The sequence below is a fragment of the Spiroplasma syrphidicola EA-1 genome, assembly GCF_000400955.1.
Lineage (GTDB): Bacteria > Bacillota_I > Bacilli_A > Mycoplasmatales > Mycoplasmataceae > Spiroplasma > Spiroplasma syrphidicola.
The window spans coordinates 1,022,233-1,047,668 of the sequence record NC_021284.1 but is presented as its reverse complement, the minus strand read 5'-3'; the positions used below and the strand labels follow the sequence as shown (position 1 = coordinate 1,047,668).

General features: G+C 30.0%; 21 protein-coding genes and 1 riboswitch. Of the genes, 17 read left to right on the top strand and 4 right to left on the bottom strand.

Going from position 1 to position 25,436, the window contains the following annotated elements; translation table 4 throughout:
- Nucleotides 1-93 precede the first annotated feature (93 nt).
- The 7 genes from rplM (at nt 94) to SSYRP_RS04895 (ending at nt 10,930) form a co-directional block, all read left to right on the top strand.
- Nucleotides 94-534 carry a 50S ribosomal protein L13 gene (gene rplM, locus SSYRP_RS04925; RefSeq protein ID WP_016341195.1) on the top strand — a complete coding sequence of 147 codons (441 nt, stop codon included), beginning with the start codon at nt 94-96 and terminating at the stop codon, nt 532-534.
- A gap of 12 nt (nt 535-546) precedes the next feature.
- On the top strand, nt 547-948 hold the full coding sequence (rpsI, locus tag SSYRP_RS04920) for a 30S ribosomal protein S9 (RefSeq protein WP_016341194.1): 402 nt from the start codon (nt 547-549) through the stop codon (nt 946-948).
- Between the two features lie 117 nt (nt 949-1,065).
- Nucleotides 1,066-4,959 (top strand): AAA domain-containing protein, encoded by a 3,894-nt coding sequence (locus tag SSYRP_RS04915; protein WP_016341193.1) that lies wholly within the window; start codon nt 1,066-1,068, stop codon nt 4,957-4,959.
- 4 nt (nt 4,960-4,963) lie between these two features.
- Nucleotides 4,964-7,333, top strand: coding sequence for a hypothetical protein (locus SSYRP_RS04910; protein ID WP_016341192.1), 2,370 nt, complete (start codon nt 4,964-4,966; stop codon nt 7,331-7,333).
- Complete coding sequence (locus SSYRP_RS04905; protein ID WP_016341191.1) at nt 7,333-8,430, top strand: hypothetical protein; 1,098 nt, start codon at nt 7,333-7,335, stop codon at nt 8,428-8,430. The genes SSYRP_RS04910 and SSYRP_RS04905 overlap by 1 nt, the downstream gene beginning before the upstream one ends.
- A 68-nt stretch (nt 8,431-8,498) precedes the next feature.
- Nucleotides 8,499-10,322, top strand: coding sequence for an AAA family ATPase (locus SSYRP_RS04900; protein ID WP_016341190.1), 1,824 nt, complete (start codon nt 8,499-8,501; stop codon nt 10,320-10,322).
- 5 nt (nt 10,323-10,327) lie between these two features.
- Entirely contained in the window at nt 10,328-10,930 is a 603-nt protein-coding gene (locus SSYRP_RS04895; RefSeq protein ID WP_016341189.1) for a 4Fe-4S single cluster domain-containing protein, read from the top strand.
- Nucleotides 10,931-10,969: 39 nt separating this feature from the next.
- Here the strand turns inward: SSYRP_RS04895 and SSYRP_RS04890 are convergent, their stop codons facing one another.
- The 3 genes from SSYRP_RS04890 to SSYRP_RS04880 form a co-directional block, all read right to left on the bottom strand.
- On the bottom strand, nt 10,970-11,383 hold the full coding sequence (locus SSYRP_RS04890; RefSeq protein WP_016341188.1) for an HIT family protein: 414 nt from the start codon (nt 11,381-11,383) through the stop codon (nt 10,970-10,972).
- 77 nt (nt 11,384-11,460) lie between these two features.
- Nucleotides 11,461-13,143 (bottom strand): lipoprotein, encoded by a 1,683-nt coding sequence (locus SSYRP_RS04885; RefSeq protein ID WP_016341187.1) that lies wholly within the window; start codon nt 13,141-13,143, stop codon nt 11,461-11,463.
- Between the two features lie 2 nt (nt 13,144-13,145).
- On the bottom strand, nt 13,146-15,431 hold the full coding sequence (locus SSYRP_RS04880; protein ID WP_016341186.1) for a lipoprotein: 2,286 nt from the start codon (nt 15,429-15,431) through the stop codon (nt 13,146-13,148).
- Between the two features lie 178 nt (nt 15,432-15,609).
- On the opposite strand from SSYRP_RS04880, the gene sufC reads away from it, so the two are divergent.
- The 10 genes from sufC to SSYRP_RS04830 all read left to right on the top strand — a co-directional run bounded on the left by sufC (nt 15,610) and on the right by SSYRP_RS04830 (nt 24,097).
- The gene (gene sufC / locus SSYRP_RS04875) at nt 15,610-16,440 is read left to right on the top strand and encodes a Fe-S cluster assembly ATPase SufC (protein ID WP_016341185.1); all 831 of its coding nucleotides are present in this window, start codon (nt 15,610-15,612) and stop codon (nt 16,438-16,440) included.
- A complete protein-coding gene (locus SSYRP_RS04870; protein WP_016341184.1) occupies nt 16,424-17,257 on the top strand; it encodes a SufB/SufD family protein in 834 nt (277 codons plus the stop codon). Before sufC ends, SSYRP_RS04870 begins: the two co-directional genes overlap by 17 nt.
- A 2-nt stretch (nt 17,258-17,259) precedes the next feature.
- Nucleotides 17,260-18,486 (top strand): aminotransferase class V-fold PLP-dependent enzyme, encoded by a 1,227-nt coding sequence (locus tag SSYRP_RS04865; protein WP_016341183.1) that lies wholly within the window; start codon nt 17,260-17,262, stop codon nt 18,484-18,486.
- Between the two features lies 1 nt (nt 18,487).
- A complete protein-coding gene (gene sufU, locus SSYRP_RS04860; RefSeq protein ID WP_016341182.1) occupies nt 18,488-18,928 on the top strand; it encodes a Fe-S cluster assembly sulfur transfer protein SufU in 441 nt (146 codons plus the stop codon).
- A gap of 15 nt (nt 18,929-18,943) precedes the next feature.
- Nucleotides 18,944-20,356 (top strand): Fe-S cluster assembly protein SufB, encoded by a 1,413-nt coding sequence (sufB, locus tag SSYRP_RS04855; RefSeq protein ID WP_016341181.1) that lies wholly within the window; start codon nt 18,944-18,946, stop codon nt 20,354-20,356.
- A complete protein-coding gene (locus tag SSYRP_RS04850; protein WP_016341180.1) occupies nt 20,356-20,910 on the top strand; it encodes a 5-formyltetrahydrofolate cyclo-ligase in 555 nt (184 codons plus the stop codon). Before sufB ends, SSYRP_RS04850 begins: the two co-directional genes overlap by 1 nt.
- 34 nt (nt 20,911-20,944) lie before the next feature.
- Nucleotides 20,945-21,105: riboswitch (cobalamin riboswitch) on the top strand.
- 153 nt (nt 21,106-21,258) lie between these two features.
- The gene (locus SSYRP_RS04845) at nt 21,259-22,053 is read left to right on the top strand and encodes a hypothetical protein (RefSeq protein ID WP_016341179.1); all 795 of its coding nucleotides are present in this window, start codon (nt 21,259-21,261) and stop codon (nt 22,051-22,053) included.
- A gap of 49 nt (nt 22,054-22,102) precedes the next feature.
- The gene (locus tag SSYRP_RS04840; RefSeq protein ID WP_016341178.1) at nt 22,103-23,092 is read left to right on the top strand and encodes a hypothetical protein; all 990 of its coding nucleotides are present in this window, start codon (nt 22,103-22,105) and stop codon (nt 23,090-23,092) included.
- Between the two features lie 54 nt (nt 23,093-23,146).
- Nucleotides 23,147-23,512, top strand: coding sequence for a hypothetical protein (locus SSYRP_RS04835; protein ID WP_016341177.1), 366 nt, complete (start codon nt 23,147-23,149; stop codon nt 23,510-23,512).
- Between the two features lie 81 nt (nt 23,513-23,593).
- Entirely contained in the window at nt 23,594-24,097 is a 504-nt protein-coding gene (locus SSYRP_RS04830; protein ID WP_016341176.1) for a methylated-DNA--[protein]-cysteine S-methyltransferase, read from the top strand.
- Between the two features lie 4 nt (nt 24,098-24,101).
- Here SSYRP_RS04830 and SSYRP_RS04825 read toward each other — a convergent pair whose 3' ends face one another.
- Entirely contained in the window at nt 24,102-25,250 is a 1,149-nt protein-coding gene (locus tag SSYRP_RS04825; RefSeq protein ID WP_016341175.1) for a hypothetical protein, read from the bottom strand.
- Nucleotides 25,251-25,436 lie beyond the last annotated feature (186 nt).

The following is a 25,436-nucleotide window of genomic DNA, read 5'->3' as shown; positions in this document are numbered from 1 at the left end:
TTATTTTTATTGATTCTCGATTTACTTTTGGTTATAATATATATGCTTTATACATTAAACCCTGGTACGGAATAGTGTTAGGAGGCAAAATGCATGAGACAAACAACCGTTTTAAATTCAGCTAATGTTGATAAAAAATGATATGTTATTGATGCGCAAGGTCTTATTTTAGGACGTTTAGCAACGCAAGTTGCAATGATATTAAAAGGTAAAAACAAACCGGCTTATACACCACACGTTGACTGTGGTGATAATGTAATTATTATTAATGCTGATAAAGTTATCTTTACTGGTAATAAATTACAAGGGAAAATCTACTATAAACACTCACAACACCCAGGTGGATTGAGTCGTACAACTGCCCATGATATGTTAAAGAAAAAACCAATTTATCCAGTTGAACATGCAATTAAAGGAATGTTACCAAAAAATAAATTAGGAAGTCAATTATTCCGTAATTTATTTGTTTATGCTGGATCAGAACATCCACATGAAGCACAAAAACCAGAAAAGTTAGAGCTTGCTGGGAAATAAAAGGAGTATAAGATGGCAAAAAAACAAGAAGTTATTTATCGTGGAACTGGAAGAAGAAAAACTTCAGTTGCACAAGTTGTGTTAACTCCTGGAAAAGGAAATATCGTTGTTAATGGGAAACCAGCTTTAGAGTTCTTCCCATATGCAACATTAGTGCAAGATTTGGAACAACCTTTACAAATCACTGGGGTAAGAGAAGAATTTGACATTACAGTTAAGGTAGCAGGTGGTGGATTTACTGGACAAGCAGGGGCAACAAGATTAGGAATCGCAAGAGCCCTAGTTGAGGCGTCACAAGATTACAAAGTCCTATTAAGACATGCGGGAATGTTAACGCGTGATTCACGCATTAAAGAACGTAAAAAATATGGATTACGTGGAGCGCGTCGTGCACCACAATATTCAAAACGTTAGATATTGTTAAAAAAGTACAGTTTAATTGTACTTTTTTTATTTATCCTCTTTTATTGGTTATTAGAGGTAAGTTTAGTATAATAATAGAGATAAGAGTAGTAAAGAGGGTGGATTATTTTGGTCAATGATTTTATCATTAACGGTAATAATTATAATGGCAAAGCATTATTGCTAAATTTTTATTTGCTAACAAATGGCAAAAATAAGTTCACAGATGAAGATGTCCAGAATTTAAAATTAGAAAATATTAAAACGATTAAGGATTTATATGGGTTTTTTAAAAAACATATTTGTTTAGCTGATTTTTTTGTTTGTTTAATTAATGATCAAGCAAAAATTAAAAAAGATAAAAGCGGGAAAGAAAAAACCTTATATGATGTTTTAATCCGCTTTAAATCAATTACATTTTTAAATGAATTAATTGACCCTAATTTATCATTAACAGTATTAGGGGATATCGACCCAGCTTTGGGAATTGTTAATGTTAAAAATATTTTTTTAACAGGAATGGAAAAAACAGCTCAAGATTTTGAAACGCCAGCCCAAGATGTTGTTTTAGAAGTTAGTGATAACTTTAATCATAATGAAGCAAAAATCCGGACAATTTTTGGGTCAGATATTATGAGCAAAATGAAGTTCTTAGTTTCTAATTTTCAAGATGAAAAAGAAGAATGGCTTAAGTATTTAAATTTTCAGCAACAAGATTTAGATTATAAACGAAAAAAAGCCGCGATTTTCTTAGGACGCCAATTAGTTGAATATGTTAAAATTCCTCGTAGTAATCAAAACTATCAACAATTTCATGATCCCCATTTTGTCCAAAACAATTTTTGATATGTTAAAAAAAGTCTTTTTCAACAACAAAGTTTAGCAATTTATCCTAATTTTGAAGAAGTAACAGTGGTTTTTTTAGATTTATTAGTTGAGCAACCAGAACAAATTAGTGATTTACAAAAATTAGCAAATCTAAGTTTAACAAACTGGCAATTAAATCGAGAATATAGTAATGATAATTTATTATCAATTTTTAATTTTACTTTTAACGAAGCATTTGCCCAAGATAATAGTGAGAGCTTTGAATTAGGCTTTGCTGTGCCGTTAGCAAAAGATACAACAGTTCAAAATACTCAGCAAGTTTATCAGAACTTAATGGCAATTTTTCAAAGCCAACAACCATTACAAGGGCAAGTTGATGAGTTAAAAGCAGTCGGCAAAATTTTAGCTGAACAATTAAATAATTACTATTCAGTTATTGTCTGTTATGAATTTAAAAGTGAAAATGATTATGAATATGATTTCCTATTAAAAAATGTTCCTGAATATGGTTATCTTGGTTACCTTGGAAAAGGAGAATCAACACTAATTCGCCGTAGTAATATGATTATTGATAAAATAGTTCGTAATGATGTTGCCAATCCGTATTTAATAAATTATCTTTTTAATATTAAAGATTTAAAATTAAAATTTAGTAATAAATTAATCCAAGAAAAGGATTTAACTTTTGCGGCAAAGAACTTGAATAACAGTCAAAAAGCGGCAATTGTTAAAGCCCTAAATTCCCAAGATATCTTTTTATTACAAGGGCCGCCAGGAACCGGGAAAACAGAGTTTATTGCCGAATTAGTTTATCAATATGCAAAATTAAATAAAAAAGTTTTAATCTCTTCTCAAAATCATACCGCGATTGATAATGTTTTAACTCGTTTATTTAAGTCTCCTTTAATTGTGCCATTACGCTTAACGGGGGAAGAAGTTCGGAAAAAGAATCGTTTTAATGATTTTAACCCTGATCGTGTTGTTTTTAATAACTATCGTTTTATGCATTCTTATTTAACACGGGAATATTTAACAAAATGAGAAGGGATTGATGACCAATATCAATCGCAAAAAGAAGCTTTACAAAATTTAAAAGCGAATGCCAAAATGCTAGCAAAAGAACTTAACGAATATCAAACATTAGAAACTAAAATCAGGGGATTAAAAACCAGTCAAGAAGAAAATTTGACAAAATTATTAACATTAAAAAATGATAATAAAAAATTATTAGTAGAAATTAATAACATTGATAATTTTCAAGAGTTATTAAAAGATTCTGAGTGAAATGGTCATGTCCAAAATACTAATGACTTAACAACTTTATTTAATCAACATTTTGGACCTTTAATCCAGGAAAAACTAAATTTAGATTTTGATGTTTCTTATTCAATTCCAGAAGTCTATCGTCAATTATTAGCCGATAGTTTAGACCCAGAAACAATCACAGCAATTGCTGATAAAAAAGGACAATTGTTAGCGTTGAAACAAGTTGAGCCTGCTTATCGTGATGATAATTGAGCGACAGAATTATTAACATTAAATGAAGCAATCATTAATTTGCAAAAACAAGCTAGTTTAAAACAAGGTAATGTTGCTCATCTTCAACAAACGGCCGGATTACAAACGGGGTTAATCGATTTGAAATCAAAATATCAAAAACAAATTAGTGACAATGAAAAATTAATTACAATAGCTGAACAAAATCAAACTGACCAAGAATTATCTTATTTAGAAACGGAATTTAATGGTTTAGAACAAAAAATTAATCAGTTAAAAGTTGATGTTGAAAATATTGTTTATAATATTAATCAGATTTTTAATATGACGTTAAATATTAAAGATATTACAACAACGATTAATGAGTTAGATGATATTATTGTTAGCCTTGACCAAGAAATTAAAACAATTCAAAAAGAAAAAATTGCCAAAGGAAAGTTTGTTAATAATATGATTAACTTTTTAGACCGAAATTATCAAATGACACAATTTTTAACGGGAGAAAACTTTAATAATAATATTTTTACTCCGGCGCTAGAAAAAGATACAAAAATTTATGCTAATCAATTTTTACAAAATAATGTTAATGTTGTGGCAATGACCGCTACTTCAAATCAAATTTATTTACAAAGTAAAAATAAAATTTTAGCTGATTACAATATTAGTGATATTGATATTAAGTCTTTTAGTTTTGATGTTGTTATTATTGATGAGGTAAGTAAATTAACGCCAATGGAAATTTTAATGCCATTAGTATATGGTAAAGCTGTTGTTCTAGTTGGAGATTATCGCCAATTACCGCCAATGATGCAATTCCAAGAAAGTGATGTCAATAAAATTAATGAACTATATCATGAAAATTATAGTTACTTTGATTTTACCCAATTAGTAACACAATCAATGTTTAAAAAGTTGATTTCACAATGTGATGATTCTGTTAAAGGGATTTTAGTTGAACAATTTCGTAGTCATGGTGATATTATGAAAGTCGTTAATGTCTTTTATGAAAACCAATTACAATTAGGAGATCCAACCCATCAAAACTTACAAAAACAGCATTATCTAAATGTTGGTAATAAGCAACAACAAACTATTTTTAGTGCTAATAAGGCAATTTACTGACTAGACTCTTCCCGTGATACAAATCAAGAATTAGTTTACGAACAGGGGGAAGCAGGAAGTACAAGTTTATTTAACTGGCTAGAAATCGAATTAACAATAGCAACATTAAAATTAATTGATCAAGGTTATGGGGCTTTACCAGTTAAGTTAGCTCATAAACCAAATGTTGCTGTGATTAGTTTTTATGGTTTACACGTTAAGAAACTACGCAAGGCATTACAAGCGGTTAAACTAAAAAATATTAGTTTAGAAATTTCAACGGTTGATGATTATCAAGGGCGGGAAAGTGATATTGTAATTGTTAATACTGTCCGCCATCCAAAAAATCAAGCTCGCGCAAATAAGGAATTTGTTCAAAAATATGAGCGTTTAAATGTTGCTTTTTCCCGGGCTAAAAATATGCTTGTAATTATTGGGTCAATTAATTTCTTTGCTAATATTGAAGTTGAAATTCCAACAGTAATGAATCCAACAATAACAAAATTAACACGAGTTTATGATGAGATTATTAAGATTATTCGGACATTTGGAAGTGTCTGAACAGCTGAAGATATTTGTGAAAATGTAAAGGAGTAAGGACATGAAAATAGGGGTCGTTAAAATATTTAAAAAATGAAGAAAACTATCAGTCATGGTTGGTTATCAAACACCAAAACGGCCATCTTTTTTTCAGTATTTAATTTTAAATGCAATTGCAAATTATCCGGATAAAAATGCTTCGTTAAAAGATATTTTACAGCAAGAATTACAACTCCAAGATTTACGAATTTATCAGGAGTGCTTAAAAGATTTAATTGAAAAAGAAGAAATCATTGAAATTAATACCCAAACTTCATTTAACTATCTGTCAGCAAGTTATAATAAAACAGATTGAATTGATAGTGCGATTGGCATATTTCACATTTCTCCAGCAGGCTTAGAGACATTAGAAAAAGGTTTTTTAATTGGAAAAAATCAACAAAAAGAAATAGCAATTGAGTTTTTAATTGACGATTTTAGTGGCGAAATAATAATTGCCCCACCCCAGTTAGCTTTAATAGCAACTGTGAAAGATGAACAGTTAACAATTACCTCACCAACAGTCGCAAAAATTAATAGTAATGATTTGCTAAATGTTTTAGAAACAGTTAAATTAAGTGGCCAAAGCCTTTTTAACTTTAATAAAGACACAATTTTTAATAGTTTGCGAATTGGGAAAGAACATTTAACTACTTCACAATCAGATTTTGATTTAGGACTGTACACTGTTCCTGGATATGAAGTCGTTGAAGTTAATTTAACCTTAACAACTTTTAAAGATCTTAAGATGCATGTTAATAATTTGCAAATTCAAAATTTAATTGATAGTAATCAACAACTTCGCGAAAAAATTACAACAATTTTTATCAACACAATTAATTTTGATTTAAAACAGGACTTTACATTATCTAATCGTCAAATTCCAGCTAGTGCTTTTGAAACAGATTATTATCAAGACCCACGAATGATTAATCCAATGTTGGTAAACGCAAAGATTGTAATTGTCAACAATGATCTTTTAAAAGAAGAAAAACTTTTAGCACAAAAATACTATCACTTAAATAATTTTAATTGTTTGATTTTAGTTAATAACGATAAGAAAACAACTTTAACTGATTTATCGGGGTCTTTACCTATCTTTCGCTTTGCCACAAATGATTTTAATCTAGCAAAAGAGTTTTTAATTCTTTTTGCCAATTATAAACAGCAATCAGAAGTTTATAATTTTCAAAAGTTAGATTTAATTACTTATAATAAAAATTTAACGTTAGTTAATAAATATCAAGATGATTATGGGGCTGGAATTTATAAAACAATTTCTAAACAGTTAATGGAACAGAGCAAATACTTAATTAGCAAATGGGAAGAATTAGCTGACCAAAAACAAGATGACCTTATTTTAACTTTTATTTATTTACTAGATTTATTAAATGATAGTGAAGAAGCAATGTTAGGATTTATCAAAATTGTTGTGGGAAGTGATTATTCAAATAAAGTTGGCTTTTTACAAAGTTGGCAGGAAAAAACAAAAGCATTCCAGCAAAAACCAAATTATCAAAATTTAATTCATTCGGCGTTGTTAAATTTATTAGAGCAAATGGCAACAACAAGTAGTAATATTATTGAAGCCTATCGAATTTTAAGTCAGCAAAATATTTTGCCAGCAAAAGAAATCCTCGCAATTTTACAAAAATATTATAATAAAAATAATGTTTCGTTAGAAGAATTACTAGAATTATCAGCGCAGTGTGATCCACTTGTTTTAGAAAAAATTTGGAATCAAAATCTTTTCCATGTTTTAAACAAAGTTTTATTTGCTCTTAGTGTTGATAATATTGAACAATATTTTAATAAATATCGTCAACCAAGTGGGGATGTGCAATTATTAAATTATTTATATAGTTTTACCGCCGACTATTTAAAATATTTTGGGGAAATGAACCGCCGTGATATTAATAATATCCAGCGCTATTGGCCAACAATTTGGTCTTTTGTCAATGTTATTATTGAACGCTTTAGTCATTTTGAAACAAGTTTTGACTTATCGTTGCAGTTATTACATGCCCTTTCAAAATTAGAGTACAAGTTCCGAACAATTAAATATGAAAACATGTTTAATTCCGAGGCGAAATTTCAAGAGTATTTAGATGCTGGCACTTGAGGAAGAGCAGCCTTATATTTGGCTAATCTATTAGAAGAAAAGCTTGATCATATCTTAAAAAATAAAATGCAGGGTGTTAAATATTTAAATGAAAAATTATTTATTTTAAAAAAAGAAGGGTCAAAAGAGCAAGCAAAAAGAATTATTGATTTGTATGAAGAATTAAAACTTTATCTATATTGTGACCAAGGACGTAATGAAGTTGTTCCAGCCAAAAATCGGGACTTAATTAATAAATGATATCAAGAAATCAAAGAGGTGTTTAAATAATGAGTATGAGTGTTGAACAGGTAATGTATAATTACCAGAAAAAAATCGAACGATTAGGAATTAATATTAATTTTATTAAAGAAAACTTAGCACAACTGTTAACCCAACTACAAAGTATTGATGTTAGTGGCTTAAATTGTCAAGAAATTGAAGGGTATTTAGCAGAATTAGACTTAATTCACCGTGATTTATTAGAAAATGAATTAGTGCAAGAATTTTCCAAAGTCAGTCATGTTGACTTAGAATTAGCGAAACGGGTTAACTTTTTTTTAGAACAAAAAACTTTACGGTTAGCAGAAATTCAGCAAAATATTGAAAATCTAAAAATTCGTGTTGTTGAAGATGAAACAAGAGCACGGTTAACAAATCTTCAACAGCGTACTAATCTTAATTTAGATCAATTAGAACAAGAATTAGTGGCTTCTGTTAGTGATAGTAATTCAAAAGCAATTGTTTTAACTTTTTTTAAAAACAACCGGGCAAAATTAATTAATTTTACCCCTGCCGAAATTGCCGAAGTTGTTAAAACAGAAATTAGTAACTTCCAAATGTCGCAAGAATTTGTTAAATTACAATATTTGGGTAATTTTAATCAACAAATTGCCGAGGATAAATTTGTTAAAGCGGAATTAATTGAAGATTTAGAGCAATTTAATCAGCAAGATTTTAACAGTCAAGACGAATTAGCAGCAACGGCGTTAAAATTACAACAGAAAATTATTAATAAGCAATTGGATGAATCAGCGCGAAAACATGCAATTAGTTCAATTTTACAAGCAATTAAAAATCGCGGTTTTCTTGTTGATGCAAATGACATTCGCCTTGTTAAAGAAAATGAAGATAAAGTTGTTATTTTGTATGCTAAAAAAGTAACTGGTGAAGAAGCAATTTTCAAAGTTTATCTTGATGGCCGTTTTACCTATAAATTTGAAGGTTATGAAGGTCATGCCCATGATATTGATGAACAACCATTTGTTAATGATCTTTCAATGTATGATGTGTCATTATCAAAAGAGCAAAATAAGGTTTATTTAAATCCGGATAAAATTATGAATCAAGCTAAAATGGCTGTTAAGCCGAAAACCGATAAAAAATAGGGGAAAGGTTTTAATTATTTCGAAAAAAAATTATAATATATAAAAGAAAATAAAGTGAGGAATAGCAAATGAGTGTTAAAAGTAATTTAGATAAATTAAAAAATCAAGTCGGAATTAAGCGCTGCGTAATTGTTGAGGGTAATGTTAATGATATTTATGAAAATAAAAATACTTATCTGGGGATTAAAGATAAGGTCAAATTATTATTGCAAGAACGTGGTTTTAACCAAGTTTTTACCTGAGATCGCATTGATGGTTTAACAGGAGGTAATATTAGCCAATTAACGTTAGTTGATAAAAATGCTCCGAAAAAAGACCAAGCGGGAGAAGCTTATGATTTTGGGCAAGAATTAATTAATAGTAATAATGAGAATAAAAACCAACAACAAGGCCAATTTACATCCCTAGCCGAATTTTTTGCAATAGTTCGCCGCAATATGCTTGATACTAGTCCTCAAAAAGTTGCTTTTATTGCTGACTGCTCGGATTATTTATTTTCAAATGAACAAAGTTTAAGTGAAGAAGAACGCGTTAACTTGATTTCAATTAGTAAAGCTTTTCGTGATAAAAAGTTTGACCAATCAGAAATTATTGATTTTGATACCGCATTAATTTTTATTACGAATAATGTCGGAAAATTACCAACTTCTTTTTATTTAAATAATCCTGATGTGACAACAATTACATTAAGTAAACCAAACCGTGAAGAACGGGAAAAATTTATTTTAACAAATAAAAACTTCTTTAAAATTACCGAAGACTTAAACCAAGATCTTTTAAAATTACAAGATATCTACGACACAATGGAAGGATGAACCTTAAAAGAAGTTTATCAATTAATTAAATACTCAAATAATATTCCAGAACGTTTACCATTTGAAAAACTATTAAATTCATATCAGTATGGGGAAAAAGTATCTCCATGAGAAGAAATGAATTATCAAAAATTGGCAACAATTAATGAGGAGTTAAAAAAACGGGTAATTGGTCAAGACCATGCCATTGATAAGGTTAAAAAAGTTGTCTATAAAGCCTTTACAGGCCTATCTGGGGTTCAATATTCAGCTCGCCGAACAAAACCCAAAGGAACATTATTTTTTGTTGGGCCAACTGGAGTTGGGAAAACGGAATTAGCAAAAGCGTTAGCAAAATTCTTATTTGGGGATGAAAAAAATTGTATCCGTTTTGATATGTCAGAATATAATCAAGAAGCTAGTGATCAAAAATTAATTGGAGCACCTCCCGGTTATGTTGGATATGAAGAAGGGGGGCAATTAACTAATGCCATTAAGGAAAAACCTTTTAGTGTTTTACTATTTGATGAAATTGAAAAAGCTCACCCCCGAATTTTAGATAAGTTTTTACAAATTTTAGAAGATGGCCGTTTAACAGATAATAAGGGTCAAACAGTTAGTTTTTCGGATTCGTTTATTATTTTCACTTCAAATATTGGTGCTAGTGAAGTTGACGATAAGTTACCATTTTCGGAAATTCAAAAACAATTTATTGAAAAAGTATCTAACCATTTCCGCACCGAATTAAAACGACCAGAATTATTAGGAAGAATTGGAAATAATATTGTTCCTTTTAACTTTATTAAAGATGAACATTTCAAAGCAACCTTAATTTTACATAAATTAAAACCAATTCAATTTGCTGTTAAAGAAAAATATAAAGTAAATTTAGAATTTATGAATGTTAATGAACTGTTACCGATCATTATGCAAGATGCTGATGATAAAAAAGGGGGACGGGACTTATTAAATAGTATTGAACAACATGTTGTAGATAGTTTAAGTGAGTTTATTTTCAATAACCAAGCCCAGTTTCGCCCTGGTCAAACAATTCAATTAATTGTTCGTAACAGTCAGATTGAATATGCATTGGGATAAAATCAATGACAAATAGTAATTTAATAAATTTTAATCGCTTTGTTTCGTTAACAACAATTGAAGGGCCTGGGAAACGCTTTGCCTTATGAATGCAAGGATGTATTTTAAATTGTCGGGGATGTAGTAATCAAGAAATGATTCCGCTATTAAATAAAAATGTTATGCCTGTCGAGGAGTTATTTAAGGCTGTCCTAGATGCAAAAACCCGCTTTGATATTGAAGGAGTTACTGTTTTAGGGGGAGAGCCATTTATCCAACCAAAAGCACTACTAGAATTTTTAACATTGTGTCAGGCTAATGGGTTAACAACCCTAGTTTTTTCTGGTTATTTATATGAATTATTACTAGAAAAACACCCCGATATTTTGGCCAAAATTGATATTTTAATTGATGGGCCCTTCGTTATTGAAAAATTAGATAAATCACGTCGTTTAATTGGTTCAACAAATCAAAGGGTTTTAAAACTATCACCAGTTTATGCTAATAGTGATTACTTTGAGCAAAGTCTTGTTGAAGCGGAATTTACTGTTGGGGCGAATAGCCTAGTTATTAATGGCGATGGGGCCCATTTATTTGCCGAAAACGACCAAGAACTTAAGAAAAAATAAAAACTCCGAATTATTTATTCGGAGTTTTTATTTTTTAACCTATTTAATTTCTAATAGATTTTTAATTGTTGCTAAATCCTGCATACTATTTTGATCAGGGATCAGGTTAAAGTTATAACCTTTGTTTTTTTCATATTTGGGAACAATATGTAAATGATAGTGGAAAACTTGTTGAAAAGCTAACTCTTTTTCGTTACTAATAAAATTGATTCCTTCTGGTTTTAGGGTTTGATAAATTTGTTGTGCAATTTTTTTAGCGGCAATTGCCACCTCACTTAAATATTTATCAGAAGTATCAGTATAATATTCTGAATGAACTTTTGGAATGACAAGAGTATGGCCATTACTGTTAGGGAAAATGTCTAAAAAAGCATAAACAAATTCATTTTCATAAATTTTATGACTAGGAATTTCTTGGGCAATAATTTGGCAAAACAGGCAATCTTTTTTCATTTTTTAACACTCCTTATTTTAATGTAATTATACAATAAAAAAATTGAAAAAATAAAAATGTTGATAAATCAACATTTTTAGTCTTTTTGAATATATGAGCCAATTTCATCATATAGTGTTTGTGAATAAATATTATCAGGATTATTCGCAAAAGCATTTGAATATAGTTTAGTTTTGGCTGCTGTTTGAAGATCATCGCGAGTAGCAAAAGTATACTCTAATCATTTTAATAATTTTGCTTTTTCAATTCCTTCAGCAGGAGTATTAACAAGACTACCATCTTCATTATAGATTGGATTTCCTTTATCATCGTTTGTTCCTAAAAATCCAACTTGGTTATATAATCAAGTAATTGATTTTTGTTGTTGTAATCATTCTTGGTCCAAATCTTCAATTGGTGAATTACCAGCGTATCAGTTTAAATCAACATTATGTGATGTTTCTGCTTTTTCACTATAATTTAGACTAGTATTTTTCATTAAATCGATTGCATAAATTGGTAAAACAATAACAACTGAACCATAGCGCTTATTACTATCAATAAATTGATAACTTGATGGATTTTGACCTTCACCTGATTTTAACAATCCAACGGCTGCTGGATCAACTAGTTTGTCTTTATAAGCATCAATTCCAGGATTGGTTGTAAAGATGTCGGCAGCTGCAGGTGTTCCTGATGTTTTTTTCATTCCAATGAAACCTTTGAAGTTATTTACTCCAAAAATAGGGTCAATTCCTTCATGATTTTCACTATCAGCAGTACTAAATGCAGTTTTAATGTCTGTTATTAATGCAGCTTTATCAGTTCGAAATTTAGTATTAAAGGCAGCAGGGTCTTTAAATACTCCTCCTGTTTCAAATAAAGCGTTTAATTTATCCATAGGCAGTTTTAATTCTCATGCCATTTTAACATAGGTGTTTCAAGTTGAACCTGTTGTAGTATTTCATGACTGAATAGCATTAAATAATGTTCCATTTTTGTTTAAATAAATTGATGTTTGTCCATTTGTTCGTAATTGATTTTGATGTAAATATGTTGCAGTTAAGATATTATCAAGAACTTTTGGGACTAGAACGTGATCAAAATAATCTTTAAAACGAACTCGTAACATTTTCTTTTGTTTATTAGCATCTTTTTCTTTTGTAAAATCTGCATAAGTTGTTCCTAGATCCTTTGAATCTAATTTAAAATTTTCTTGATCAAGTTCAGAACGACTTTTTGTATAATCAAAGTTTGTCAGACTTTCTGTTCAGAAATATGATTTTACTCCAGCAACATATCAGTTATCTGTTTGATAATCAATTGAATAACCATCTTTGGCAATTTGAATTTCTAACGGATTAGATTTTTCAATACTATTTAAATAACTAGTATATAAATTATCCATCGCTACTTGTTCAACAAAGTTAACTAATTGTTGAGCTATTTTTGAATCGGGACTATCATTTGGTAATGACACAGAAGTAAAACGTGCTCGACTTGATTCTTCCGCCCCATAGAAAAATTTTGAAATAACAGTATTAATTAAACGAACAGCGGCAGTTTTTAGTTCTGCTTTTGTAAACAGATCATTAAATGAGTATTTAACTGTATTTGAAGCATTATCTGAATCAATTTGGGCTAAAACTCACCGTTTAATTTCATCATTAATAGCTGGTTTAGTAAAACGGTCGTTAGTATTACTATTACAAGCAATAACGTTAGTTGTTGTTGCTGTGATAAGTGCAATTGAACCTAATAGGCTTAATAATTTTTTCATTGTTATTGCCCCTTTCTAGTAGTGTAAAAACGATTTGTATTAACATTATTAGGTAAAGTTACCTGATAATTTTGAATGCTATATTTCTCATCTTGCAAATTTACTGTATTTGGATTAATATTTACGATATTTTTAACACTACTTTTAACTTCTGGGTTAGTAGTTCAGAATTTTTCCTCAGTGATATCTTTTAAAATCTTATTAGTTTCAATTGTTAATGCTGGTCCATTTTCTTTATAGTTTTTAATTTTAGTATTTTCTTCTTCTAATTTAGTTCGTAAAGTTGATAAGGCTCCTCCTGAAATATTAGTATCAGCGGCATTAATTTGGTTAATGAATCATGTTGGTTCAACAGTTGTACCTGTTGAGTCTTTAAAAGTTAAAAAATTAGTATATCACTTATCATTATTTAATTGTAAGATGTTGGCATAATTATTAAAGAAATCAAAAATTCATGTTCACCACATTGAACTATCTCCACCTGCGTATGATTTAACTTCACTTAAAAGATTAAATTTTAACGGGCTTGTTGCTGGTGAACTAGTATTAACTAAACTACGGTTTGCCAAATATCATAAGTATTGAGTGTCACTAAAGTGCGTATTCATTTGTTGGCCTTTATCTTTTGAAACAATGATTTGTGATTTATCAGTCATTTGACTATATACATTTCTTGAGTAGTTTAACTCTCTAAATTGTCAGTTGTTATTAAAGGTTCCCAATTTTTCTAATTTATTATCACTAGTACTATCTAGTAAAAATTCATTTCCATCAATATGGGCAATATGTAAACCGTCTGTTACATCAAAGTAAGCAATAATATAGTCATTTGAAGTACCAATTTTTCATGCTTTACTTAATTGAGTTCCATTTGAACGATCAATAGGTTTCATAAGATCATCAAACGTTGTTGGTAAGGCACCAATTGCTTTAGTTTGAGAGGCCTGATTAATTCCATCATAAAGACTAGCTTTTAGAATTCCTGATTTATCTGAGTTTAATGTCACAAGAGTATCTGAAGCAGTAACAGTTTGATCAGTTTTCTTAATAAATTCACTTCAATCGTTTGTTTTTAATGTTGTTAAATCAGCTAATATTCTATCTTTAGCTGATTGGTCAAAAGAATCACTTTTAATTCCATTTTCTTCTACTTTAGCATCAGTTTTAAAATTGTAAACAACTTCTGAATAAGCTAATGGTTTTTCATTTTGGAATCATTTATCAATCATATATTTTTGGAACATTGAATATTGACCAGTATCATATGGTAAATTCAAACTTGGTGTCCCAATTTCTTGTTCTGAGCTACCCCTAAAGATAGGTGTTGCTACAGCCCGATTTTGTTGTAAAAACTTGTTAACATCATAATTGACTCCCGCATCCTTTAATTTTTTTGCAATATTGGCTAAATACTTATCTATTATTTCTAACGTTAAATTGCTTAGGTCTAAAGATGTAGAATCATTAGGATTTAAGTAATCTCCTTTAGCAAAATCATAATTAAATGCTAAAGCTAATTGAATTTTATCATTTATACTTGCTGGTCAATTTTTTTCATCACTATTATTACGTAAAAATTCATTGAAGTTTTTTAAAATTGGAGTTGCTGAGTTAGCATCATTAGTATTATAAGTACGCATATTGTTATTTAACAAAATTTCTGTTAATAATGCTGAAGCACTTTTCGTGTTTTCCACACCCTGTGTCATCATTGCAGCCTTAAAATTTTCTTCTTCAATTTTATATTTTTGGCTACCACTAGCCCCTGAAATATCAGGATAGTTATCATCTAAGAATTTATGATATTCTTTTTCTCAATTTTTCCCAGCTGAATTTTTAAAATCTTGGATTTTATTTTCTAGGCTGTTATTTGTTGCTTGGACTAATAATTTTCATTGCGCTTTTAAAATATCGCTTAAATCATGATAATCTGCAATGTTAATATCTTTTTTGGTATTGTCACTTAGAAATTTCTCCGGGTTAGCTAAAATAGCAACACTTAAAATTTGCATTAATTGCTTTGACATTTTTAATTGTGTACTACCATCTCATTGGTTAGGATCATTTGACCAACTTTGTCCCGTTCTGATGTTAGGGGTTGTTAAAGTATTTCAAATGTCAGGAGATGTCACATCTTGACCCCCATAGATTCCTGGTAATCATGCTCAAATACTATCACCATTTGAATTTTTATGTTTATTTTCATCTTTACTACTACATGCAATAACCCCAGAAGCGGCAGTCCCAGTTAGCACCAAACTACTTAAAATTGATAAAAGTTTTTTCATTTAGGTTCATCCTTCTTTCTTATTTTATTAACCATAATTCTTAAATAGCAACTATATTGTATTAAAAAAATAAAATAAAGTCTACTTTTATTGTACAATAAAAGTAGACTTTATTTAAAAACAAAATAAAAATTTCTTGTTGTAAAAAGGTTATTTATGCAAAATGGAGGGGATAAAAATGAAAAAAATTGAGATTAAAAATTTAGTTGTAAGTGTTGAGGGGGAAAAAATCCTAAATGGGATTAACTTAACAGTTAATAATAATGAAATTCATGCCTTAATGGGACCGAATGGAAATGGGAAATCAACCTTATTAGCAACAATTATGGGTCATCCTAGTTATACAGTTGAAGATGGCGATATTTTAATTGATGGGGTCAGCGTTTTAGAAATGTCAGTTGATGAACGTAGTCGTTTAGGAATCTTTTATGCAATGCAATCACCAGTTGAAATCCCTGGGGTTTTAAACTTAGATTTTTTAAAGAGTATTATTAATGCCCACCGGGATGAACCAATTAAATTGCCAGAATTATATAGTCAAATTAATACAAATGTTAAAAATTTAAAAATTGATGATAGTATGATTCGCCGTTATTTAAACAATGGTTTTTCAGGGGGAGAGAAGAAAAAAAATGAAATTTTACAGTTAAATTTATTAAAACCAGATTTAGCGTTAATTGATGAAATTGATTCAGGTCTTGATGTTGATGCTTTAAGCGTTGTTAGTGAAGAAATTAATAAACGAATCAATGATAATTTTGCGGCAATTATTGTTTCACATTACGATCGTTTTTTCAACTTGGTCCAACCAACCCATGCCCATGTTATTATTAAGGGAAAAATTGTTAAATCAGGGGATAATCAGCTAGTTGAACGGATTAATAAAGAAGGTTATGAATGACTATTAGCAGAACTAAATTTAACAGCACCAGTTGCTAAAAAACAACAACCAATTATTGGTGGGATCGGCTGTGCTGCTAACAAAGGAAATAATGGAAATAACAAGTAATAAAAAAGTTCATTCAGACCATAATTTTTTAATAACGACAGCTGAAAACCAAAATTTAGTACTAAGAGCAACAAGCGATAATGATGATGTTGAAATTACGATTGCAAAAAACCTGCAAGATTTTACAATTTTACTATTTTGTTATTTTGATAAAAAGGTAACTGTTAAATTTCGTTTAGAAGAAAATGTTAATGTTAATATTATTAATATCTATAAAACTAGTCAACAGGACCAAAACTGTGATATTACATATTATCAAAGTATGAATAGTAAAGCTAAAATCTATGATTTAAATATTGCCAATACAAGTATCTTAGCAAATGTTAATTTTGAATTGGCCGGAAAAAAGAGTGCCGTTAGTTATTATCTAGCTAGTTTAGCTGTTGATAGTAATCAAAAAACAGTCAATCTTTATGCCCATCATTTAGCCCCCCAAACATTAAGTGATATTAAAACTTATTCGATTGCCAAAGATCAATCTCTTCAACAAGTTAAATGTACTAGCCATATTGAAAAAACAATGGCAAAATCAGAAGCTCATCAAGAATTGCGCTTATTAGTATTTGATAAAACATCAAAAGCAATTTCGGACCCAATTCTATTAATTGATGAAAATGATATTAAAGCAAGTCACGCTAATGCTGTTGGGATGTTAGATCCAGACCAGATTTTTTATTTACAAACAAGAGGATTAACAGTACCACAAGCGCGAAAATTAATTTGTATGGGTTATTTTAAAAATGTGATTGATGCGATTGTTGATCCAGAGTTGCAAACAGAAATTATCAATGAAATTGATGCGGAAATTGGTGAATAATAATGCAAGATTTTCGTGAAGCAAAAACTTGATTTCCATTTTTTACCAATCATCCCAATGAAATTTATTTTGATAATTCAGCAACAACATTAAAACCACAAAATGTGATTGATGCGATTGGCGATTATTATGCGAAGTATGCTACTAATCCACATAATACCGATAGTGATTTAGCATATCAAACAGCAGTTAAATTTGAAGAAGTTCGTTTCAAAGTCCAACAGTTTATTAATGCTCCGCAAGTGGAAGAAATTATTTTTACCGCTGGAACAACAGCGGGGATTAATCAAATTGCTTATGGTTTAAGAAAACTTATCCAACCAGGAGATGAAATTTTTTTAACCCAACAAGAGCATGGGGCAAATATTTTACCGTGGTATCGCTTAGCAAAAGAATGCCAGGGGGAAATTAAATACTTACCAGAACAAAACTATCAAATTGATATTACTGCTTTGGAAAAAGTTATTAGTCCAAGAACAAAAATTGTTACTTTTGCTAATATTCCTAATATTCTTGGTTATGAAAACGATGTTCCTAGAATTGTTAAACGACTTAAAACAATAAATCCAAATATTATTGTTGTTGTTGATTGTGCACAAGGGGTATTACATACTAAAACCGATGTTCAAGGATGAGGCGCTGACTTTATTGTTTTTTCTGCCCATAAAATGTTTGGCCCAACGGGTGTTGGGGTTTTATGAGGAAAAACTAACTTGCTAGAGCAATTAGAACCCTTATTTTTAGGGGGCGGAATGAATAATGCCATTAATCCAACAGATTTAACTTACCGCAAAAAAGCCCTTCCTGCTTGTTTGGAAGGAGGAACGCCAAATGTTAGTGGTATCTTTGGTTTTGGGGCGGCTCTTGATTTTATTAATAAAATTGGTTTAGATAACATTATTAGTTATGCCGAAAGTTTAAAAGCTTATGCTGTTACGCAGTTTGAAGAGCATTTAAAAGATAAAGTTATTGTTTATAATAAAACAACCCCAACGCCAATCTTAGTCTTTAATATTAAGGAAGTTTTCTCCCAAGATGTTGCTACGCATTTAGGAACAATCGATCATATAACAGTTCGTAGTGGTGATCATTGTGCGCGGTTAATTGGGGCCGTTATTAACGAAAAAAATACTGTTCGGATTAGTTTTACAATATATAATGATAAAAATGATATTGATGAATTAGTGCAGGCAATCAAAAAAGAAACAGCATTTTTAGGAAGGTTATAGTATGAATATTGATAATAAAGACCCGTTATATCTTCGCCAAATCATTATGGATCACTATAGTAATCCGCGGCACAAAGGATTAACAAAGCAAGCAGATACCTTGTATATTCATCAAGCCTCTGATTCATGTATTGATGATTTACAGTTAGAACTATTAATTAAGAACGATGTCATTACTAACGCTAGATTTGATGGTGTTGGTTGCGCCATTTCAACTTCAACAACAGATATTATTGCTGATTTAATAATCAATAAATCAGTTTCAACAGCAATGAAAATTATTGAAAATTACTTGGCAATGATTTATGCAAAACCATACCAAGAAGAATTATTAGATGAATTAGTTGCCTTTACAAACATTCCCAAACAACCAAATCGGATTAAATGTGCGACAATTGGGGTTAATGGTTATGTAAAATTATTAACAACCGAAAAGCAATAAGCAAGGAGCGATAAAATGCCAAAACTAAAACAAGAACAAGAAATTAAAGATCTTTCAAGTTATAAATATGGATTTAATGATGGGGAAATTTCATACTATAATACAGGGGAAGGAATTAATGAAGAGGTCATTCGGACAATTTCGCATTATAAAAATGAACCAGAATGAATGCTGCAGTTCCGCCTTGATTCATATCGTCAGTTTTTAAAAATTAATAATCCAAAATGAGGGCCTGATTTATCATTTATGAATTTTGATGATTATGTTTATTACATCAAACCAACCGATCATGTCGCAACAACATGAGATGATGTCCCAGAAAAAATTAAAAACACTTTTGATCGCTTAGGTTTACCAGAAGCGGAACGGGATTATTTAGCTGGAATTAAAGCGCAGTATGATAGTGAATTAGTTTATGGAAGTATGCTAGAAGAGGTCGAAGAAAAAGGCGTAATCTTTTTGGACTGTGATACTGCTTTACGTGAACATCCTGAATTATTTAAAAAATATTTTGGGACATTAGTACCAAATACTGATAATAAATATGCGGCTTTAAATAGTGCTGTTTGATCAGGAGGGTCATTTATTTATGTTCCAAAAGGGGTTAAATTAGATAAACCACTACAAGCTTATTTCCGTATTAATTATGAAAATGGGGGCCAATTTGAGCGAACATTAATTATTGTTGATGATGATGCGGAATTGCATTACATTGAAGGATGTACAGCGCCGGTTTATTCACGAGATTCATTGCATGCAGCGGTTGTTGAAATCTTTGTTGGGAAAAATGCTAAGATGCGTTATACAACTGTCCAAAATTGAAGTGATAATGTTTTAAACTTAGTAACAAAACGTAGTATTGTTGATACAAACGGTCAAATGGAATGAATTGATGGTAACATTGGTTCACGAATTAATATGAAATATCCAAGTATTATTTTGAAAGGTGATCATAGTAAAGGCCAATGTATTTCAATTGCTGTGGCAAAAGAAAATGTTATTCAAGATGCTGGGGCGAAAATGATTCACTTAGGAAAATATACTTCATCAAAAATTATTTCTAAATCAATGACTTTTAATGGGGGAACAGCCAATTATCGTGGCCTTGTCCACATTGGTCCTGCGGCACAGTATTCGAAAGCCCGCGTGGAATGTGATACCTTAATTTTAGATGGAAAATCACATTCTGATACAATTCCCCAAAATAAGGTTTTTAATAATGAATCACAAATTGAACATGAAGCGACAGTAAGTAAAGTTTCAGAAGAACAATTATTTTACTTAAAAAGTCGTGGCTTAGATGAACAACAAGCCTTGGAAATGATTGTAATGGGATTTTTAGAACCATTTACACGCGAATTACCAATGGAATATGCTGTTGAATTAAATCAGTTAATTCGCATGGATATGGAAGGTAGTGTTGGTTAGTGCCAAACGAGAAAAAAACGTTACGCAAAAACAATTTACAAAAGCGACAAAATATTGAACCAGGTTTACATCAACGGAAAACAGCTAAAATTGTTAAAAAAGTTTTAGCGCATCCGCGGGTTAAAACAGCTAAAATAATTGGCGTTTATTATGCGATTAATAATGAAGTACGAACAGTTGATTTAATCAAAGCTTTGTTAGCAAAAGGTAAAATTGTTTGTTTACCCCGAATTAATGACCAAGAATTAACTTTTTTTGCCATTAACAGTCTTGTTAATACTTTAGAACCCCATCGTGTTTATCAAAGCTTACTTGAACCAAAAGAAAGTAATCCTAAAATAAAAGATAAAAATGAGTTAGATGTTATTATTACCCCTGTTGTTAGTTATGATGATGACAATAATCGTTTAGGCTATGGGGGAGGCTTTTATGATCGCTTTTTTGCGGATTACCAGGGTTTTAAAATGGGTTTAGCCTTTTATGAACAAAAACATTCAACGCTATTACCAACAGAACAAAACGATGTCAAATTAGATGAGATTATTGCTGGTTAGAAAAAAAGTATGATATGATAAAAAAGACAATTTAATAAAAATAGTTATGTTAGAACCAGGGAAATAAGTGAAATTCTTATGCTGTCCCAGCAACTGTAATACGGATGAAAGCCATTAGCCACTGAAAGTAATTTTGGGAAGGCGGCAAGTAAAATGATGTTAAGCCAGAAGACCTCTCTAATAATAATTAGCCTATTATATAACTCCTGGGTGTGAGTCATGTAATTATTTTTTTGAATAATTTAATGATATAAAGTTATATAAAGCATTTTGAACAAATGCTTTTTTCTTTGTTAGGTTATTAAATTGATCATTGATAAAAATATGATATTTTAGAAGGGACTTTAAATGAAATTACCATTACTGCGTGTTATTTGTAAATATTGGTTTACTTCGTGGCACACTTATCTTTTATCATTTGTTTTACCCGTTGCCCTATATTTTATTAGTACACGTGTGACAAATATGTTCAATAGTAATGCTAGCTTTTTAGCATTACCTGGGAGCATTCTTTTAGCGGTTGTTATTAATGGCTTGGTTGATTTACCAATTGCTTTTTTTGAGTTTAAGCAAACAACCTTTGCGCGGCAATTACATTTGCTTCAGGCTTCAACAGGGCACTTAATTATTTCCCTCTTGTTTATTAATTTTTGTGTTAGCATAGCAGCCGGAATATGATTAGTGGTAATTGCAATCGTAAGTTACCACCAAGCAATGCATTTGCCATGAATTAATTGATTAACATTAGGTTGAACAGTTATTTTAGCAAGTTTTACTAGTGGTTTAATTGGCATTATGATTGGCTATTTTCATCGTGATTTAAAAATAATTTTAGTATTAGCAATTAGTGTTTTTTTAATCTTAGCTTTTTTAACGGGGATGTTATTTCCGCTAGGTGTTATTCGTAGTGATCAAATCTTAAATTTTTTAGGATATTTTTTCCCGACAACTTTTTTAGCTAATTTAATGAATAGTAGTTTCTTTTGAAATGTGCCAAGTTGAATCTTAGATTCAAATTTATATCCAAACTTAACTTATTTTTCCCAATTACATAATATTTGGTTACCAACCATTATTAGTTTTGCTTGAATCTTAGCTTTTACATCAATTATTTTCTGACAAAATAGCTATCAGGATAAATAAGTAACCAAGGATAATAAGTCATAATTTTTAAAATTAGAAGGAGAGAAAAATGAAAAAACTTTTATTATTAATGTTAAGTACAACAATTACTGTCAGTCCATCGCTATTATTGGTGGCATGTCAAACAAAAGGAGAAGTTAACGATCAACTGCCTCTTCCACAATGATTAGGAAAATTAAAATCATCAGCAACAAATGGGGTGGCAGTTGGTTATAATGGTTATTTACTACCATCAGTTAGTAACCCTTATCAACAAACAAATTGGGTTGATTTAGAAGATAACCATTACTTGTATTTATATTTAGAAAAAGCAACAACTTTATCAGAAGCGGTTCAATATTTTAAATTTAATGATTCAGCTGATTTAGCATTAACAACGAATATTTTAGAACCCATTACTTTCCATCAAACCGGGGATTATTATGGATCTGATTCGTTTTTAACACAAAATACGTGGGTTAATGGCCGTTCAGTTTTTCCAAATCAAAAATGAGCAGATATTAAAAACAGTAAAAATATGAAACAACTAAATGATAAATTCCAAGCTGAATTTAATACTCATGGGACAATTAGTGATGGTCATCCGATTCAACCGGGTTCAGATGGTCAACAATTTGTTTGATGGAATTCTAATAAATGAGAAACGCTTTTAACAACAAAAACCCAAAAAGATATTTATGGGGTTTGAAGTAACACAAGTGACCCGTTAACGGTTGGAATGAATGTTCCCCTTAGTTTAATTGCAGAAGATTCAATTAAGCTACAAGCAACCCCAGAAGAACATGTTTTTGCTTTAACCCTTAATGTTAAAGAGCGTTGAATTGATAATAATTTTAATATTGTTGAATATGATTCACCACACTGGGGATATTCTTTTTCAATTTTAGATGATAGTCAAGAAAAACTTTATTCTTCTAGTCAATTGATTCCATATCGTTCAAAAACTTTCGCAGTAACAGAATTTAATCAGTATTTAAAAGAACGAGATTTTTATTCTTTTAATGACAAAGGATATCAAGATAGCACTAGTTTACAATAGATTGTGCTGTCTTTCACTTTAGGATATAATTAACCAATAAAGGAGAAAACAAAAATGAAGACATTTACTTGACCAAAAATATTGATGTTAATTGGAGCCGCATGAATTATCTTAATTGGAATTTTATCTGCAGCAGGTGTTGCAGTATCATTATCAATTTATGGATGAGGAAACGATAATGTATCAGTACTTTGACCATTATTATTAGTTTTAGGAATTTTATATATTTTAGTTCCTTTCTCAGTTAAGCCAGGAATTTGATCATTTATTTGAGGATCTGTTATCACTGGTTTGGCAGTAATCTTTTTAATTGGTTTTTTTGTTAGTGCTGATTATAAATCAGTGTGAACTTATTTAGGGGCAATTCCTAATTTACTAATTGGGGTTGGAGCTCTGGGATGAGTTTTAATTCGTAAATAAAGAGTTAATAAAAAACAGATGATATTAATCATCTGTTTTTTATTTTGATACAATGAAAGTAATAACAAAGGTGGGATAATAATGGGACAAACAGTAACTTGATATTATTGTAAAATGATAATTAATAATGAAGAATGAATAATAGCTGCGTCTGATAAGGGGTTAATATTTGTTGGCCAAACAGAGCAAGAACTAATTAATTATAAAGATAAGATAAAAAATCAAGAAATAATTTTGAGGGAAAACGGGGATAAATTAGTCCGATATTGTAACCAAATTAAGGAATATTTTCATCACCAGCGAAAAGTATTTACATTACCATTAGATTTAATTGGGACAACCTTTCAACAAGTTGTTTGAAACAGTTTGTTAACAATTCCTTACGGGCAAACAAAATATTATCAAGAAATAGCCGAGATAATTAATCGCCCGCAAGCAACTCGTGCTGTTGGGCAAGCGATTGGGGCAAATCCAGTTTTAATTATTGTTCCTTGTCACCGCGTAATTGGCAAAAATAAGAACTTAACTGGGTTTCGTGGGGGCTTAACCTTAAAAGAACACTTGTTAAAACTTGAACAAGAATAATAATTTAATTAGTTTTAAATTCTTCTGGGGTTTCAGTCCCTTTTAAAATTTTTATAATACTAATTATTCCTAAAATTGGCCCAATTATTGTAAATCAGCTAAAAATTGTTAGGTTAATCATTAACATAGCAATTAAATTTTTAGCTTGTAGAGAACCTTTTTTCGTATATTTAATTGCGGGAATTAAAATTATTAAAATAATAAAACTAATAATCAAAAGAGAAACCCCACCGATAACTAACCAAAGTGGTCATGATGTAGATTTAAATGCTGCTGCAATTGCTCCTATAATTAATGCTGAAAAAATTAAAATACTAGTTAAAGCAAGAGTTATAATAAAAACTATAATAGTACAACTAAGAGCTAATCTAATTCCAACTTTAACTTTATGGTCAAACTTTCATATTAAACGAATATTATTTGGTGGGGATCATTCCGTAATGTGTTTATTTTTATGACGTTTGATGTATAACTTATTATTAAGTCAAATGTAAAAATATTGCATCCCAATCGCAATCGCTAAAATTACTAACAACGCAATTGTTAATAGAAAAAACCATGTGTCAGAATAGATGTCTAAGAAAAAATATGGGAAAAGAATATCACTATCATATTTGAAATGGTGTAGAATAATGCCTTTAATTAAGGATGTTATTAGGAAAAAAAACATGTAAACTAGAATAATTCATAGATTTTTTTTGGCATGGTTTTCTCAAAAATAATATTTTTTACCACAAGTAAAACAAAAAACGGTGATCATAATAATTGGGTTAATTAAGTGTAAAAAAAATGTTCCAACTCAATGTCAACCGTCATATTGATTAAGTTCATTTCCTTTTGAAGCAATTCCCCCTCAAAAAACTAGCATTGTAATTGTAATATAGGTTGTAATTGCTAGTAAGAGTGGGAATTGGGGATATTGTTGTTTTTTTCGCATTTTAATGGCGGCAATGTAGAAAAAGATTGTTACTAAATAATTGGTTTGAATAGTAAAAAAAGAATAGTAGGTTAAAATTCGTAACCCATAATTTAGATTAGCGAATTTTGGCATTGGGTCAAAAAGTGCAAGAAAGAAGTCATATACTAAAAAGGCAGAAACAACTAGCGCAAGGCTCAACATAATCTTAAAGTATATATTATTAACTTTTAACATTTTTCTTCCTCCAATGTTTTAATTGCTTGGGATAAATAAAATTTTAGTGGTACTTTAAGATAGTTTTTCTGCTTGTAATAATTTTATGCCTTAATTCTAGCAAAATTAATCTTGTTAATCAATTTTGCCTTTGCATTTATAAAGATTTTTAGTAATAAAATTACCAAAAAATATCAAAAAAAGAAA